Genomic DNA, 16,254 nt, shown 5'->3' with positions numbered 1-16,254 from the left:
GATCTTAGGCCGATCAGCCCAGCGCCGCCAGGAAGCGGGCGGAGGCGTCGACGGCCGGTGCGGAGCTGTTGGTGCCCAGGACCAGGGTCGCGAACGCCACCTCGCCCCGGTACCCGACGAACCAGCCGTGCGAGTTCGTGCCGTCGCCGAACTGCGCCGTCCCGGTCTTGCCGCGCACGTCCCCGTACGGCTTGAGCTGCGGCGCGGTGCCGGATTCGACCACCTCCCGCATCATCGCCCGCAGCGGCTCCAGCACGGCGGGCGCGGGTGGGGTCGGGGTGCGGTCCGCCTTCGTCTCCCGGCCCTTCAGCAGCGTCGGCACCGGCATCCGGCCGGTGGCGGCCGTCGCGGCCACCAGGGCCATCCCGAACGGGCTCGCCAGCACCTTGCCCTGGCCGAAGCCGTCCTCGGCCCGCTCGACCACGTCGGTGGCGGGCGGCACGGAGCCGGTGATCGTGGTGATGGCCGGGATCTCGAAGTCGACGCCGAGGCCGAAGCTCTCCGCCGCCCTGGTCAGCGCGTCCGGCTCCATCTCGGCCGCCAGCTGCGCGAACGTGGTGTTGCAGGAGAACGCGAACGCCGAGTGCAGCGGGATGGTGCCCTTGTCGAACTCGCGGTCGTTGGGCACGATCCGCCGACCGTCGATGACCGACTTGCCGGGGCACGGCAGCGGGCTGTCCGCGGTCGCCTGCCCGGACGTCAACGCCGCCGCGGCCGTGACCAGCTTGAACGTCGACCCCGGCGGGTAGCGGCCGGTCAGCGCCACCGCGCCCTCGGCGTCGGCGGGTCCGTTCTGCGCGACCGCCAGCAGCTCGCCGGTCGACGCGTCCAGCGCCACCAGCATCGCCGCTTGCGGCACCGGCTCCAGCGCGTCCTCGGCCGCCACCTGCACGGTCCGGCTCAACGCGGTCGAGATGGCCCGCGCGGGCTCGGGCGCCTGCTCGTGCAGCGTCTCCACCTCGTCGCCGGCCGCGTTCGCGGTGTAGACGCGCACCCCGGCCTGCCCGGCGATCTCCTCCTCCACCGCCTCGCGCACCGCCGGCAGCACCTGCGACCCGAACGTCCGCGACGGCGCGAGCAGGCTCATCCGGCTGGTGAACCGCACCCCGGGCAGCTCGTAGATCGCCGGCTTGACCGTCTGGTAGTCCGCGTCGCGCAGCGCGGCCACCTGGTAGACCTGCCCCTCGGCGGTGCGCGACACGCCGTCCACGATCGACAGCTGGGTGATCGCCGGGTCGATCGGCGTCAGCGCCGCGGCCAGCGCGCCCGCCACCGCGTTCAGGTCGCCCGCCTCCTTCGCGTCGAGCAGGACCGACACGACCTGCTCCGGCGCGAGCAGCGGCGTGCCCTCGCGGTCGAGCACCGGCGCCAGCTCGGGCCGCACCTCGGCCACGCCCAGCGTCTGCTGCGGCGCGAGCTTCGGGTGCACGACCGAGGGCGTCCAGTGCACCTTCCAGTCCTCGTCCCCGCGCCGCAGCTCGAACTCCGCCCGGTAGCTCCACGCGTGGTCGTGCCCGAGGTCCCAGTCCAGCTGCGCGGTCGCGTCGGCGCTGGTCGACTCGCCGGACGAGACCACCTGCTCGACCCTCGCGCCGAGCCCGGCGGGCTTGAGCACGTCCCGGACCTTGCCCAGCAGCTCGCGGGCGCCGTCCGGGTCGTCGGTCAGCCCGGCCGCGCCGTCGACGTCGCCCGCGGCGAACCTGGTCAGGAAGTCACCGGCGACCTGCTCGGGACCGGGCCGGGAGGAGAACAGGCCGCAGCCGCTGACGAGCAGCGGGACCACCCCGAGAAGGACCAGAGACAGGGCCGGCTTGCGCGCGATCACGGCGCGAGTATGCCGGGTGCGCCCGCGACGCCGGGGGCGGGTCGGGCCCGACCGCCGGCGCGCCGACGTCAGAACAGCACGGTCGCGTACTGGCCGACCTGGGAGAACCCGATCTTGCGGTACGCCGCCTTGGCCACGTCGTTGTAGGAGTTCACGTACAGCGACGCGGTCCGCCCCAGGCCCCTGACCAGGCGTTCGGCCACCGCCGCGGTGCCCGCCGCGCCGATGCCGCGGCCACGGCGGTCCGGCCGCACCCACACGCCCTGGATCTGGCCGACCTGCGCCGACATGGCCCCGATCTCGGCCTTGAACACCACGTCGCCGCCCTCGAACCGGGCGAACGCCCGCCCGGCCGCGATGAGCTCGGCCACCCGCGCCCGGTAGGACGCGCCACCGTCCTCGGCGCACGGGTCGACGCCGACCTCCTCGATGAACATGGCGATCGCGGCGGGCAGGTACCGGTCCAGCTCGTCCGGCCGCACCGGCCGCACCAGCGGGTCGAGCGGGATCGACGGCGCGCCGCCCAGCGCCATCAGCGGCTGGTCGGCGCGCACCTCGCGGGCGGGGCCCCAGTCGGGGGCCAGCTCGTCCCACAGGCCGAGCACCTGCTCGGCGGGCCCGACCAGCGAGGAGCACATCCGGCCCCGGCGGCGGGCCCGGTCGGCGAACCCCCGCAGCGCGGTCGCGTCGCCGCGCAGCGGGATGAGGTTCGGACCCGCGAAGCACAGCGCGTCGACCCGGCCGCCGCGCAGCGACCGCTGGTCGTACGCCCACACCTCGCCGCCGAGCCGCCACGGGTCCAGGCCCGCGACCTCGACCCGTGCGGCGACCATGCAGGACGCCACCGGGTCGGCCGCGAGCACGGCCATGACCTCGGTCAGGTCCCGCTCGTCGAGCAAGCGCGCGCCAGCCAACCTCAGCACGCCTTCAAGCCTGCCAGATGGACCCCGCTACCCGCGCGTCCGCCACCCGCTCAGCCGACCGTCACGACCGGCTCGCCGCCCTCGACGGACTCGCCCATCTCCTCGGCGATCCGCATGGCCTCCTCGATCAGGGTCTCCACGATCTGGTGCTCGGGGACGGTCTTGACGACCTTGCCCTTGACGAAGATCTGGCCCTTGCCGTTGCCCGACGCCACGCCCAGGTCCGCCTCGCGGGCCTCGCCCGGACCGTTCACCACGCAGCCCATCACCGCGACCCGCAGGGGCACCTCCATGCCCTCCAGACCGGCCGTGACCTGCTCGGCGAGCGTGTACACGTCGACCTGCGCGCGCCCGCACGACGGGCAGGACACGATCTCCAGCTTCCGCGGCCGCAGGTTGAGCGACTGCAGGATCTGGTGGCCGACCTTGACCTCCTCCACCGGCGGGGCCGACAGCGAGACCCGGATCGTGTCCCCGATGCCCTGCCGCAGCAGCGCGCCGAACGCGACGGCGGACTTGATCGTGCCCTGGAACGCCGGACCGGCCTCGGTCACGCCCAGGTGCAGCGGGTAGTCGCACTGCTCGGCCAGCAGCTCGTACGCCCGGACCATCACGACCGGGTCGTTGTGCTTGACCGAGATCTTCAGGTCGTGGAAGTCGTGCTCGGCGAACAGCGACGCCTCCCACAGCGCCGACTCGGCCAGCGCCTCCGGGGTCGCCTTGCCGTACTTGGCCAGCAGCCGCGGGTCCAGCGAACCCGCGTTCACGCCGATCCGGATGGGCGTCCCGCGGTCCCGGGCCGCCGCCGCGATCTCCCGCACCTTGTCGTCGAACTTCTTGATGTTGCCGGGGTTCACCCGCACCGCCGCGCACCCGGCCTCGATCGCCGCGAACACGTACTTCGGCTGGAAGTGGATGTCCGCGATCACCGGGATCTGCGACTTCTTCGCGATCGCCGCCAGCGCGTCGGCGTCGTCCTGCGACGGGCACGCCACCCGCACGATGTCGCAGCCGGCCGCGGTCAGCTCCGCGATCTGCTGCAACGTCGCGTTCACGTCCGCCGTCACGGTCGTCGTCATCGACTGCACCGACACCGGGAACTCGGAGCCGACCCCGACCGAGCCCACCATGAGCTGGCGGGTCTTGCGCCGTTCCGACAACACCGGAGGAGGCATCGCCGGCAGGCCGAGCATGACGCCGTCACTCATGAACTGGCACCTCTCACTGGGATCACTGGAAGAGCTTGATGGGGTTGACGATGTCCGCGGTGATCGTCAACAGCGTGACCGAGCCGCCGACGAAGATCACGAAGTAGGTCAGCGGCAGCAGCCGCAGGTAGTTGACCGGTGCGCCGTCGGGCAGGCCGCGCAGCTTCCGGATCCAGTTTCGCACCCGTTCGTACAGGTTGACGGCGATGTGACCACCGTCAAGCGGCAGCAGCGGCAGGAGGTTGAACACACCGACGAAGAAGTTCAGCCCCGCCAGCATCAGCCAGAACAGCTGCCACAGGCCGCGGTCGACCGCCTCGCCGCCGAGCCGGCTCGCGCCGACCACGCTGACCGGGCTGTCCACGTCGCGCTCGGCGCCGCCGATGGCCTCGATCACCGCCGGGATCTTCTTCGGGAAGTTGATCAGGCCGCGCCAGGTGTTCTCGAACATCGTGCCGGTGAACGCGGTCGCGCCGCCGATCGCGGTGAGCGGGTTGTACTCGAAGTTGCGCTGCTGGATGACGCCGATCGCGCCGATCTCGGTCTTGTAGCGGGTGCCGTCCTTGCGCTCCAGCTCGCGCTCGACCCGGGCGACGTCGGCGGTGAGGGTGATCTCCCGGTCGTCCCGGACCACCTTGAACTCGGTCCGACCGGACCGCTCGCGGGTCTTCTCCAGCACGTCGCCCCAGGTGGGGGTGGCCGCGCCCGCGACGGCGACGATCTCGTCACCGACCTGGAAGCCCGCGTCCCTGGCCGGCGAGGGCGCGCCGGGCGCGCAGTCGGCCTCGGTGCTGCTCTGCACGCAGGGGGCCACCTCGGCGACCAGCGCGCTGTCGCGCAGGTTCGGGATGCCCATGGTCCAGGCCATCATGTACAGGATGATGAAGCCCACGATGAAGTGGGTGATGGAGCCCGCGGACAGCACCACCACGCGCTTCCACGTCTTCTGCCGGTTGAACGCGCGGTGCTGGTCCTCCGGCGCGACCTCCTCCAGCGCGGTCATGCCGGTGATCTCGCAGAAGCCGCCCGCCGGGATCGCCTTGATGCCGTACTCGGTCTCGCCGCGGCGGAACGACCAGATGCGCGGTCCGAACCCGATGAAGTACCGGGTCACCTTCATCCCGAACATCTTCGCCGTGGCCAGGTGACCCAGCTCGTGCAGCGCGATCGAGATGCCGATGAGCAGGGCGAACAGCAGAATGCCCAAGAAGACCAGCACGTCAGTCCCTTCCAGACCCCACCGAAGTGGCCACGAGTTCCCGCGCCCGCGCCCGGGCCCAATGCTCCGCCGCGAGCACCTCGGCGACGTCGGACGGCTCGTGCGCCCAACCGTCCGCCTCCGCCAGCACCCGTTCCACAGTGTCCACGATGGAGGTGAACGACGCGCCGCCGTCGAGGAAGACCGCGACCGCCTCCTCGTTCGCCGCGTTGTAGACCGCCGGCAGGCAGCCCCCGCCGGAGCCCGCCTGCCTGGCCAGCCGAACCGCCGGGAACGTCTCGTCGTCCAGCGGCTCGAACGTCCACGCCGTCGCGGTGTCGAAAGTACACGCGGCGGCGGCGCCGGGGACGCGGTCGGGCCAGCCCAGGGCCAGCGCGATGGGCAGCCGCATGTCCGGCGGGCTGGCCTGGGCGAGGGTGGACCCGTCGGTGAAGGTGACCATCGAGTGGATGACGGACTGCGGGTGCACCACCACGTCGATGTGGTCGTAGGGCACGCCGAACAGCAGCTGCGCCTCGATCAGCTCCAGCCCCTTGTTGACCAGGGTGGCCGAGTTGACGGTGATGACCGGGCCCATGGACCACGTCGGGTGCGCCAGGGCGTCACGCGCGGTGACGTCGGCCAGCTCGGCGCGGGTGCGACCCCGGAACGGGCCGCCGGAGGCGGTCAGGACCAGCTTGGCGACCTCGTCGGCCCGGCCGCCGCGCAGGCACTGGGCCAGCGCGGAGTGCTCGGAGTCGACCGGCACGAGCTGGCCCGGCTTGGCCGCCTTGAGCACCAGCGGGCCGCCCGCGATCAGCGACTCCTTGTTGGCCAGGGCGAGCGTCGCGCCGGACTTGAGCGCGTGCAGCGTCGGCGCCAGGCCGATGGAGCCGGTGATGCCGTTGAGCACCACGTCGGCCGGGGTGGAGTCGACCAGGTCGGTCATCGCGGTGGGACCGGCCAGGATCCGCGGCAGCTTGAACGCCCCCTGCGGGTAGCCGCGCCGCTGGGCCTCGGCGTAGAGGGCGAGCGTGACGTCCTCGACGGCGGTGGCACGGGCCACGGCCACGGCCTGGACCCCGAACTCGACGGCCTGGGCGGCCAGGGCGGCGGGGTCCGCCCCGCCCGCGGCCAGCCCGACCACGGCGAAGCGGTCGCGGTTGGCGGCGATGACGTCGAGGGCCTGGGTGCCGATGGAGCCGGTGGAACCGAGGACCAGGACCGTGCGTGGTGTGCTCATCACGGTCCATTGTTGCCGAGCCGTCCTGATAGCCCGCACAGCGGTACTTCGATAACAGAACGGTAACTGGGGCGTGGACTCACCCGAACGTGGGCATTCCTCGATCAAGCGCCCGACGGATCCGCCCGTCGCGGCCTTCAGGAAGGAGAGCCCCCGTGGGCATCTTGGGTTGGATCGTCCTCGGCCTCATCGCGGGTGCCATCGCCAAGGCCATCATGCCTGGTCGCGACCCCGGCGGCATCATCATCACGATGCTCCTCGGCATCGTCGGCGCCATCATCGGCGGCTTTGTCGGCCGGGCCATCTTCGGCACCGACATCAACACGTTCTTCGACCTGAGCACCTGGCTGCTGGCCATCCTCGGCTCGCTGATCGTGCTCGGCATCTACCGCATGGTGACCGGCAACCGGGGCAACCGGGCCAGGGCATGACCTCGCGCTAGACCACTGAACCACTTGTGAGTGCCCCGTCGGGAAACCGACGGGGCACTCGCCTTTTCCGCGGCCCTCCGAAGCTCGGCCCTCCGAAGCTCGGCCCCCGCGCTCAGCCGGCCAGTCCCGCGTCCCTGGCCAGCAGCGCCGCCTGCACCCGGTTGGTGAGCCCCAGCTTGGCCAGCAGCCTGCTCACGTAGGTCTTCACGGTCGCCTCGCTCATGTGCAGCCGCTGCCCGACGTCGGCGTTGGACATGCCGAGCCCGAGCAGGGCCAGCACCTCGACCTCGCGCTCGGTCAGCCCCTCCACCTGCCGCATGGCCTGCTGCCGGCGCGGCTGACCCACCTGGGCCACCATCCCGACCACGCGACTCGTCACCATGGGTGACAAGTACGCCTCGCCCGAGTGAACCGCGCGCACGGCGCGCAACAACTCCTCCGGCGCCGAGTCCTTCAGCAGGAACCCCGCCGCCCCGTCGGACAGCGCCCGGACGATGTTGTCGTCCTCGCCGAACGTGGTGAGCATCACCACCCGCACCGAGGGCGCGACCGACTTCAGCTCGCGGGCGGCGGCCAGGCCGTCCAGCCGGGGCATCCGGATGTCGAGCACGGCGACGTCCACCCGCCGCTCCAGGGCGGCGCGCACGGCCTCGCGACCGTCACCGGCCTCGGCGACCAGCTCGATGTCTTCGGCGGTGCCGAGGATGGCCTTGATGCCCGCGCGCATCAGCGGCTCGTCGTCGGCGATGAGGACCCGGATCAACGCTCACATCCCCTGGAGGTGGGTTTTCTTCTCGACCAGCCTGCCGTCGGCGAAGCAGAACCGCACGATCTTGGTCGCGCCGGAGGAGTACGTCTGCCGGTCGGCCACCCGGTACACGCACCGCGAGCCGGCCGGCTCCGGCTCCGCGTCGGACCTCAGGTCGCCCAGCGGCGGCTCCGCGCCGCCCGGCAGCCTCGCCATCACCTCGGACTCGGCCTGGCCGACCGACACCGAGTCGTACAGCTCGTCGGACACCACCTTGGTGACGGGCTGCGACCCGATCCACGTGTAGCCGCCGACGACCACCATGACCACGATCCCGGCCAGCAGGATCGAACCGACGCCCGCCCACTTGCGGATGCCGGACGGCTTGGCGGGTCCTGTCGGCTCCAGGTCGGGCGGCACGTCGTCGGCCGGTTCGTCGCCCGCCGCGGCGGTGTCCTCGTACGGCAGCACGGCCGCGATCCGGAACCCGCCGGTCGGCAGCTCGCCGACGTGCAGCATCCCGCCCGCCAGCCGCACCCGCTCGCGCAGCCCGATCAGGCCGAACCCGGCGCTGCTCGGCAGCTTGGCCCGCGGCGGGTTGTTGCGCACCTCGACCACCAGCGCGTCCGGCTCGTACTTCACGGTGACCTGCACGCTCGCGCCCGGCGCGTGCTTGTTGGCGTTGGTCAGGCCCTCCTGGGCGATGCGGTACGCGGCGTGGCTGACCTTGGCGGGCAGCGGCACGGGTTGGCCGCCGCGGACCAGGCTGACCCGCACCCCGGCCCGGCGCGCGCCGTCGACCAGCTCGTCGATCGCCTCCACCGTGCGCCTGACCTGGTCCTCCTCCGGCTCCTCGTCGCGCCGCAGCACGCCGATGACGCCGCGCAGCTCCTCCATCGCGGTGAGGGCCGCGCTGCGCAGCACCTGCACCGCCTCGCGCTGGCTGTCGCCGAGGCCGTTGTCCAGCGACAGCGCGCCGGCGTGCACCGAGATGAGGCTGAGCCGGTGGCCGAGGCTGTCGTGCATGTCCTGGGCGATCCGGTTGCGCTCGCGCAACCGCACCTGGCGCGACACCATCCGGCGCTCGCGCACCACCCGCTCCTCGCGCTCCTGCAACGCCGCCACCAGCGCGTTCCGCTGCGCGGCGTACCGGCCGACCAGGAACGGCAGCACGATGACCATGCAGTAGACGGTCAGCATCACCCAGAAGCCGAACGCCCCGGACAGACCGGGGCTGGACACGCCCCACGCGACCATGTGCAGGGCGAACGAGAGGACGGCGGTGAGCAGCGAGCGCTGCCACGACGCGATCCGGTAGCCGGCGCCGTAGGACAGCATGACGACCATCGCGATGCCGCCGTGCTCGGTGCTGAAGACCACCCACGTGCCGATCAGCAGCGCCAGCGCCGGGAACAGCAGCCTGGACAGGAACAGCGCCACGTACCCGGCGCCGACCGCGGTCAGCAGCAGCCCGGACGCCCGCCAGTCACCCGTGATCCAGCCGGGGAACACGTCCAGGCCGAGCAGCACCAGGACGGCCAGCACCTCGCGGCCGGCGCGCAGCGGCGTGACCTGCCCGAGGCGTTCGGCGTGGGTGCGCAGGAACGCGGCGGGCGCCTCCCGGAGGTCCGGCAGGACGGGCCGGAACCGCTCAACGACAGACGTCACAGGGGCCCACGGTAGACAACCCGCGGGCCGCCGGCCGCGTTCATTGGTCTCGACCGCCCCCGACGAAAGTTGACGCCCGGCGGGCCCGCCACGCGACCACGAGCACACCCGCGACCAGCAGCGCCGCGCTCACGCCCACCATCAGCGTGGACAGGGCGACGATCTCCGGCGACACGCCGCGGCGGCCGGCCTGGGCGTAGACGAACACCGGCAGCGTGGTCGAGCCGACACCGGTCAGGTAGCTCGACGTCACCACGTCGTCGAACGACAGCAGGAACGCGAACGCGGCGCCGGCCGCCACCGCGGGCGCGACCAGCGGCAGCGTGATGGTCCGGAACGCCACGAGCGGGCTCGCGCCCAGGTCGGCGGCGGCCTCTTCGAGCCGGTGGTCCATGCCCGCGACCCTGGCCCGCACCACGACCACCACGAAGCTCAGCGAGAACGCCACGTGCGCGGCCAGCAGCGCGCCGAAGCCGAGCGGGATGCCCGCGAGCTTCACGCAGAACCCGAGCAGCGCCACGCCCAGCACCACCTCGGGCACCACCAGCGGCAGGCTCAGCAGCACCGTCCACGCGCCGCGGCCGGGGAACGCGCGGCGCAGGCCGAACGCGGCGAGCGTGCCGATGGCGGTGGCCACCACCGCGCTGGTCGCCGCCAGCCGCAGGCTCAGCCCGAGGGCGTCCAGCACCCGCTCGTCGCCGAACAGCTCGGCGTACCAGCGCACCGACAGCCCGGTCACCCGGCTCAGCGACCGCGAGTCGTTGAACGAGACCAGCGCCAGCCACAGGATCGGCGCGTAGAGGAACAGGAACACCAGCGCGGCGACCGCGCCCAGCGCCCACGGCCGGCGGCTCACAGCACGTCCTCGCCGCGCCTGCCGCGCAGCACCAGCACGACCACCACGAGCGCCAGCAGCAGCACCGCCATCGCCGACCCGAGCGGCCAGTTGTTGCCGCCGCGGAACTGGTCGTCGATGACGCTGCCGAACGTCGACTGGTCCACCCCGCCGAGCAGCCGGGGCGTCACGAAGTCGCCCGCCGCCGGCACGAAGACCAGCAGGGACCCCGCCAGCACGCCCGGGAACACGCCGGGCAGCACCACCCGCAGGAACGTCGACACCCGCCCGTGCCCCAGGTCGTGGGACGCCTCGACCAGCCGGTGGTCGAACCGCTCGCACGCCACGTACAGCGGCAGCACCATGAACGGCAGGAAGCCGTAGGTCAGCCCCAGCACCACCGCGCCGTCCGTCAGCAGGAACCCGCCCTCGCGGCCCAGCCCCACCGCGCCCAGCAGCCGGTTGACCAGGCCCTCGCCGTCCAGCAGCGCCTTCCACGCGTAGATCCGGGCCAGGTAGCTCGACCAGAACGGCACCAGCACCGCCACCAGCAGCGCCGTCCGGTGCCGCCCGCTGTGCCTGGCGATGAACCACGCCAGCGGGAAGCCCAGCAGCAGGCACAGCGCCGTGGTCGCGCCCGCGTACGCCAGCGTCCGGCCGAAGATCGGCAGGAACGCCGGGTCCAGCGCGGTCCGGTACGCCCGCGCCGTCCACGGCAGCACGGCCCGCGCCACGCCGGTGTCGCGGGTGGCGAAGCTGAACTGCACCACCAGCGCCAGCGGCGCGATCAGGAACAGGCCCAGCCACACACCGGTCGGCGCGAGCAGACCGGTGGCGACGAGCCACCGCGGTCGGGCCATCAGCCGGTCTTGACCCTGGTCCAGGCGTCGGCGTAGCGCGCCTCGACGTCCGCGCCGAGGTCCTTGGTGAACGGCAGCTTCGCCAGCTGGTCGGCCGGCGGGTACACCAGCGGGTCGTTCAGCAGCTCCGGGTCGACCAGCGGCAGGGCGGCCTCGTTGGGGCTGCCGTACCGGATGGCGTTGGCCAGCGCGGCCCCGACCTCGGGCTCCAGCACGTAGTCGATGAACTTGTGCGCGTTCTCCGCGTGCGGCGCGTCCTTGGGCACGCACAGCAGGTCCACGTAGGACAGGCCGCCCTCGGTCGGGATGGCGTAGGCCAGGTCGTCGTTGGCGTCCCGGGCCTGGAACGCGTCGCCGGAGTACGCCTGGGCCAGCGGCACCTGGCCGGAGCTCAGCGGCTCGATCACGTCGGAGGTGATCTGGCCGAGCTTCTTCTTCAGGCCCAGCAGCACCTCCACCGCCTCGGCGATGTGCTTGGCGTCGCTGGTGTTGGGGTCGTGGCCGAGCACCAGCAGGCCCAGCGCCAGGGCGTCGCGCGCCTCGTCCAGGATCGTGCTGCGGCCCTGCGCGGCGGCCAGGTCGAAGGCCGAGAACCCGGTCACCTCGCCCAGCTGCGACTTCGAGTACGCCAGGCCGGTGGTGCCCCACGCCCACGGCACCGAGTACGCGTTGCCGGGGTCGTAGTCGGCCTCGGTGAACCGGGTGGCCAGGTTCTCCAGGTTGGGCAGCAGGTCGTGGTCCAGCGGCGAGAGCAGCCCGGAGCGCAGGAACCGGCGCAGGAAGTTGTCGCTGGGCACGACGAGGTCGTAGCCCGCCGCGCCGGAGGCGATCTTGGCCTCCATCTCGTCGTTCGAGCTGAAGTTGTCGTAGGTGACCTCGATGCCCGAGTGCTCCCGGAAGCCGGACAGCGTGTCGGGCGCGATGTAGTCGGTCCAGTTGTAGAAGTTCAGCTTCGGCTCGGCCACCGCGTTGGTCGCCTTGGCCTTGGAGGTGGGCGCGCTGCCGGTGCCGGCGGGCGGCGCGTCGCCGACACCGCACGCACCGGTGGCGGCCAGCGCGAAGAACGCCGCCGAGCGCAGCATCGTCCGGCGGGTCACGCGGGGGTCGCCCAGGTCCCAGAGGCGGGCGATCCGCAGGTTCTGCTCAGTCATCAGCGCTCTCCAGCAACACGGTGAAGTCGGGGTCCCAGGCCATCCGCACGGGTTGTCCCGGCGAGCCGGCGTCGGCGACGCGGCGGGTGTTCTGGACGAACGCGACCAGTTCCGCGCCGCCCGGCACGTCCACCACGTACTGGGTGGACACGCCCGTGTACACGACGTCGCGCACGGTGCCGGTGAGCACGCACCAGCCGGTCGGCGGCTCGTCGGCGAGGTCGTGCAGGTGCACCTTCTCCGGGCGCACGGTCGCCGCGACGCGCTGCCCGTGGCGCACCGCGCGGCCGTTCAGCGGCGCCCTGAGGCCGGTGACGCCCGGCGCGCCCAGCACCGCCCAGCGACCGTCCACACCGGACACGTCGGCGTCCAGGATGTTGGAGGTGCCGATGAAACCGGCCACGAACCGGGTGGCCGGGCGCTCGTAGACGTCCTCCGGGTAGCCGACCTGCTCCAGCCGGCCCGCGTTCATCACCGCCACCCGGTGCGACAGCACCAGCGCCTCCTCCTGGTCGTGCGTCACGTAGAGGAACGTGGTGCCGACCTCGCGCTGGATGCGCATCAGCTCGATCTGCAACTCCTTGCGCAGCACCGCGTCCAGCGCGCCCAGAGGCTCGTCCAGCAGCAGCAGGCGGGGTCCGGCGGCGAGCGCGCGGGCGATCGCCACGCGCTGCTGCTGTCCGCCGGAGAGCTGCGCGGGCCGCCGCTTGGCGTACCGGTCGAGCCGGACCAGTTCCAGGTGCTCGCCGACGACCTTGCGCAGCTCCGCGCCGCGCACGCCCTTGCGCTTGACGCCGTAGGCGACGTTGTCCCACACCGACATGTGCGGGAACAGCGCGTACGACTGGAAGACGGTGTTCACGTCGCGCCGGTAGGGCGGCACGCCGACCACGTCCACGCCGTCCAGCTCGATCCGGCCCGCCGTGGGGTCGTCGAACCCGGCGACCATGCGCAGCAGCGTGGTCTTGCCGCAGCCGGACGGGCCGAGGACGGAGAAGAACTCGCCTTCGTGGACCCGCAACGTGACGTCGTCCACGGCGGTCTGGTCGGAGAAGCGCTTGGTGACGGCGTGCAGGCCCACCTCGACGGGCGCGAAGGTGTCCGGCATCCGGCCCTCGGCCGGGTGGAAGCCTCCTACCGGCTCTTCGGTCAACCTCTTCGCCTTCCCGGGTGGCTGAGAGCCTGGTGGGGGTGCGGAACGCGCACGAGGGCAGAGAGTAGACGTCACGGCGGTGCCGCGCACCTCACGTCCCGCCCGGCGCGCGCGTGTGCGACGATGACCACGTTGGTGAACGTGATCGGGCAGGAAGGTCGTGCGGCTGTGTCTTCGTCCTCTGAACTGGACAAGCGTCCGGCGGTCGACCCCCACGACGAGCCGTCGGCCGAGTGGGGTTGGCACGGCACCTTCCCGAAGGGCATCAAGATCGCCGGGTGGCTGTCCACGCTGTCCGTGTTCGCCCTGCTGATCGGCAACCACCACGGCCGCACCGAGGACCTGTGGGTCGTCCTGATCGGCGTCGGCATGGCCGCCCTGCTGATCTGGGACCAGGTCCGCAGCCGCACCTCCTGGCGCCGCTAGGCCCTATCAGGTCAGCACCCAGCCGAGCTGGAACTCGACCGCCTTGCCCTCGCAGGCCGGGTCGAGCGAGTCGAAGTGGTGGCCGCCCGCGTTGCAGCGGTAGAGCGGCGCGGACGCGGCGTCGGTCGGCGGCTTGGTGAAGATGTGCCCGAGCAGCCCGTACGCGGTCTGCCCCTCGCACACCGCCGACGGCGACGTCATCCGGTCGGTGCTGTTCTTGATCTCGCACGAGTACAGCGGCGTGGTGTCCGGCTCGGCGTTGATCACCAGCTTGCCCATCGGCCCCTCCGGCGCGAAGCCGGGTGGCGTGGCGAGCATGGTCGAGCCGCTGTGGTGCCGGCCCTCGGCGTTGCGGAACCGGGTCAGCGCGGTGGTCTGACGTGGCGGCTCGGTGGTGGTGGTGGTGGTGGTCGTCGTCGTCGTTGTCGTGGTGGTCGTCGTCGGCGGTGCGACCGCTTTGACGCTGGTGGTGGCCTGGACCGTGGTCGTGGTCGTCGGCGGCGCGGTGGCCGCGCGCCCCGGCTCGTCGTCCGGGACCAGCAGGAACGCGGTGGTCAACGCGACGGCCGTGACCGCGACGGCGACACCGGCCAACAGCGCGACCTTGGGCTTCCCGGGTCGGCCCACCCGCGGGATGACCACCGTTCGCGGTTCGACGGCGCGTTGGGCGAGGCGTTGGCGCGCTTGCGCGGCGGTGAGCCGGTTCGCGGGTGACTGCGCGAGCAGGCCCCTGATGACGTCCGCGAGCACACCCGTGCCGCGGTGGAACACCGGTTGCCCGTGCCGCGACGGCGAGCGCCCCTCGACGGCGTGGAACAGCGTCGCGCCGAGCGCCCAGAGGTCGGTGGCCGGCGAGGGCGGGCCGCCGGCGGACACCTCCGGCGCCACGTGCTCGCCGGTGACCGCCAGGCCGAAGTCGGCGAGCTTCGCCCGGCCGTCGGGCAGCACCAGGACGGCGCCGGGCCTGACGCCCCGGTGCACCACACCGGCCGCGTGCGCCGCCTCCAGCGCACCGAGCACTTCGACCCCGATGGCGGCGACCCGCTCGGCGGGCAGCGGCCCGTTGCGCACCAGGTCGGCCAACGTCGGCGCCTCGACCAACTCCGTGACCACGTGCACCGCGCCGTGCTCGACCACCGCGTCGTGCACCGCCACGACCGCGGGACTGCCGAGCCGCCCCACCACCCGCGCCTCGCGCAGCAGCCGATCCGCCTCACCCTTCGAGGCCGGCCTCGACTCCCTGACCACCACCCGCCGACCGACCACCGCGTCCTCGGCCAGCCACACCACCCCCGCGCCCCCGCGCCCGAGCTCCCGCACCACCCGATAACGGCCGGCGACCAGCCTGAACGCTTCCACGTCCCGGGACCTTTCAGGGGAGGAGGAGATCAGCCCTCGGCTGCCAGCTGACCGCAGGCGGCGGCGATTTCTTGGCCCCTGGTGTCGCGCACGGTGCACGCGACGCCCTGGTCGTTGACCCGGCGGACGAACTCGCGTTCCACCGGCTTCGGGGAGGCGTCCCACTTCGAGCCCGGGGTCGGGTTCAGCGGGATGACGTTGACGTGGACCAGTTGGCCCAGGTGCTTGCGCAGCAGCTTGCCCAGCAGGTCCGCGCGCCACGGCTGGTCGTTGATGTCGCGGATCAGGGCGTACTCGATCGACACCCGGCGGCCGGTGCGGTCGGCGTAACCGCGCGCCGCCTCCAGCACCTCGGCGACGTTCCAGCGCGTGTTGACCGGCACCAGCGTGTCGCGCAGCTCGTCGTCCGGCGTGTGCAGCGACACCGCCAGCCTGACCTGCAAGTTCTCCTCGGTCAGCTTCCGGATGGCAGGCACCAGGCCCACCGTGGACACGGTCACCGAGCGCTGCGAGATGCCCAACCCGTCCGGGGCCGGGTCGCAGATCCGGTGCACCGCCTCGACCACGCGCTTGTAGTTGGCCAGCGGCTCGCCCATGCCCATGAACACGATGTTCGACAGCCGGCCCGGCCCACCGGGCAGCTCGCCGTCGCGCATCGCCGCCGCGCCGCGCCGCACCTGGTCCACGATCTCCGCCGTGGACAGGTTCCGGGTCAGGCCGCCCTGGCCGGTGGCGCAGAACGGGCACGCCATGCCGCAGCCGGCCTGCGACGAGATGCACAGCGTCGCCCGGTCCGGGTACCGCATCAGGACGCTCTCGACCAGCGTGCCGTCGTGCGCGCGCAGCAACGTCTTGCGCGTCGTGCCGCCGTCGGCCTCGATGCTGCGCAGCTCGGTCCACAGCGGCGGCATCAGGTCGGCCACCAGGCGTTCCCGGGTGGTGGCGGGGATGTCGGTCATCACGTCGGGGTCGACGGTCAGCCGGCTGAAGTAGTGGTTCGACAGCTGCGCGGCGCGGAACGGCTTCTCACCGAGCGCGGTGACCGCCTCTCGACGCTGGTCGGCGGAGAGGTCGGCGAGGTGGCGCGGCGGCAGCCCGCGCTTGGGCGCGTCGAAGACGAGGGGGAGGGCAGTCATAGCGCCCTCCAGTGTCCCACGAGTGCGCACGGCTTGAGACCACACGGCCCGTGGTCGTGCACACGGCATCTGCGATCGGCATCACCGTTG

Annotated in this window: 15 protein-coding genes; 2 read left to right on the top strand and 13 right to left on the bottom strand. The window is 72.5% G+C overall.

Annotation, left to right across the window (positions count from 1 at the left end; all coding sequences use genetic code 11):
* Positions 1-13 precede the first annotated feature (13 nt).
* From AB0F89_RS14680 to dxr, 5 genes are all read right to left on the bottom strand, one after another.
* The gene (locus AB0F89_RS14680) at positions 14-1,825 is read right to left on the bottom strand and encodes a penicillin-binding transpeptidase domain-containing protein (RefSeq protein ID WP_367136442.1); all 1,812 of its coding nucleotides are present in this window, start codon (positions 1,823-1,825) and stop codon (positions 14-16) included.
* Positions 1,826-1,893: 68 nt separating this feature from the next.
* A complete protein-coding gene (locus AB0F89_RS14675; RefSeq protein WP_367136440.1) occupies positions 1,894-2,748 on the bottom strand; it encodes a GNAT family N-acetyltransferase in 855 nt (284 codons plus the stop codon).
* A 50-nt stretch (positions 2,749-2,798) separates the two neighbouring features.
* Complete coding sequence (gene ispG, locus AB0F89_RS14670) at positions 2,799-3,956, bottom strand: flavodoxin-dependent (E)-4-hydroxy-3-methylbut-2-enyl-diphosphate synthase (protein WP_367136438.1); 1,158 nt, start codon at positions 3,954-3,956, stop codon at positions 2,799-2,801.
* A gap of 22 nt (positions 3,957-3,978) precedes the next feature.
* Positions 3,979-5,175, bottom strand: coding sequence for an RIP metalloprotease (locus AB0F89_RS14665; protein ID WP_367136437.1), 1,197 nt, complete (start codon positions 5,173-5,175; stop codon positions 3,979-3,981).
* Position 5,176: 1 nt separating this feature from the next.
* The gene (gene dxr / locus AB0F89_RS14660; RefSeq protein WP_367136435.1) at positions 5,177-6,397 is read right to left on the bottom strand and encodes a 1-deoxy-D-xylulose-5-phosphate reductoisomerase; all 1,221 of its coding nucleotides are present in this window, start codon (positions 6,395-6,397) and stop codon (positions 5,177-5,179) included.
* A gap of 155 nt (positions 6,398-6,552) precedes the next feature.
* Between dxr and AB0F89_RS14655 the strand changes: the two genes are divergently transcribed.
* Complete coding sequence (locus AB0F89_RS14655; RefSeq protein ID WP_141981159.1) at positions 6,553-6,828, top strand: GlsB/YeaQ/YmgE family stress response membrane protein; 276 nt, start codon at positions 6,553-6,555, stop codon at positions 6,826-6,828.
* Between the two features lie 112 nt (positions 6,829-6,940).
* On the opposite strand, the gene AB0F89_RS14650 is transcribed toward AB0F89_RS14655, so the two are convergent.
* From AB0F89_RS14650 to AB0F89_RS14625, 6 genes are read right to left on the bottom strand one after another with little or no spacing between them, the layout of a single operon-like run.
* Positions 6,941-7,591: a response regulator gene (locus tag AB0F89_RS14650; RefSeq protein WP_367136433.1), complete on the bottom strand. Its 651-nt coding sequence runs from the start codon at positions 7,589-7,591 to the stop codon at positions 6,941-6,943.
* 3 nt (positions 7,592-7,594) lie between these two features.
* A complete protein-coding gene (locus tag AB0F89_RS14645) occupies positions 7,595-9,244 on the bottom strand; it encodes a sensor histidine kinase (protein ID WP_367136431.1) in 1,650 nt (549 codons plus the stop codon).
* Positions 9,245-9,284: 40 nt separating this feature from the next.
* Positions 9,285-10,100, bottom strand: a complete 816-nt coding sequence (locus AB0F89_RS14640; protein ID WP_367136429.1) for an ABC transporter permease — start codon at positions 10,098-10,100, stop codon at positions 9,285-9,287.
* On the bottom strand, positions 10,097-10,939 hold the full coding sequence (locus tag AB0F89_RS14635) for an ABC transporter permease (protein ID WP_367136427.1): 843 nt from the start codon (positions 10,937-10,939) through the stop codon (positions 10,097-10,099). The genes AB0F89_RS14640 and AB0F89_RS14635 overlap by 4 nt, the downstream gene beginning before the upstream one ends.
* Positions 10,939-12,090 carry a spermidine/putrescine ABC transporter substrate-binding protein gene (locus AB0F89_RS14630; RefSeq protein ID WP_367136425.1) on the bottom strand — a complete coding sequence of 384 codons (1,152 nt, stop codon included), beginning with the start codon at positions 12,088-12,090 and terminating at the stop codon, positions 10,939-10,941. Before AB0F89_RS14630 ends, AB0F89_RS14635 begins: the two co-directional genes overlap by 1 nt.
* Entirely contained in the window at positions 12,083-13,243 is a 1,161-nt protein-coding gene (locus tag AB0F89_RS14625; protein ID WP_367136423.1) for an ABC transporter ATP-binding protein, read from the bottom strand. The genes AB0F89_RS14630 and AB0F89_RS14625 overlap by 8 nt, the downstream gene beginning before the upstream one ends.
* Before the next feature lie 168 nt (positions 13,244-13,411).
* Between AB0F89_RS14625 and AB0F89_RS14620 the strand changes: the two genes are divergently transcribed.
* The gene (locus tag AB0F89_RS14620; RefSeq protein ID WP_367136421.1) at positions 13,412-13,669 is read left to right on the top strand and encodes a DUF2631 domain-containing protein; all 258 of its coding nucleotides are present in this window, start codon (positions 13,412-13,414) and stop codon (positions 13,667-13,669) included.
* 6 nt (positions 13,670-13,675) lie between these two features.
* Here the strand turns inward: AB0F89_RS14620 and AB0F89_RS14615 are convergent, their stop codons facing one another.
* Both AB0F89_RS14615 and rlmN read right to left on the bottom strand, forming a co-directional pair.
* Positions 13,676-15,028: a serine/threonine-protein kinase gene (locus AB0F89_RS14615; RefSeq protein ID WP_367136419.1), complete on the bottom strand. Its 1,353-nt coding sequence runs from the start codon at positions 15,026-15,028 to the stop codon at positions 13,676-13,678.
* Positions 15,029-15,057: 29 nt separating this feature from the next.
* Complete coding sequence (rlmN, locus tag AB0F89_RS14610; RefSeq protein ID WP_367136417.1) at positions 15,058-16,164, bottom strand: 23S rRNA (adenine(2503)-C(2))-methyltransferase RlmN; 1,107 nt, start codon at positions 16,162-16,164, stop codon at positions 15,058-15,060.
* Positions 16,165-16,254 lie beyond the last annotated feature (90 nt).

Origin of the sequence: Saccharothrix sp. HUAS TT1 (genome assembly GCF_040744945.1) — a bacterium.
Classification (GTDB): Bacteria; Actinomycetota; Actinomycetes; order Mycobacteriales; family Pseudonocardiaceae; genus Actinosynnema.
This window is presented reverse-complemented; position numbering and strand designations above follow the sequence as displayed.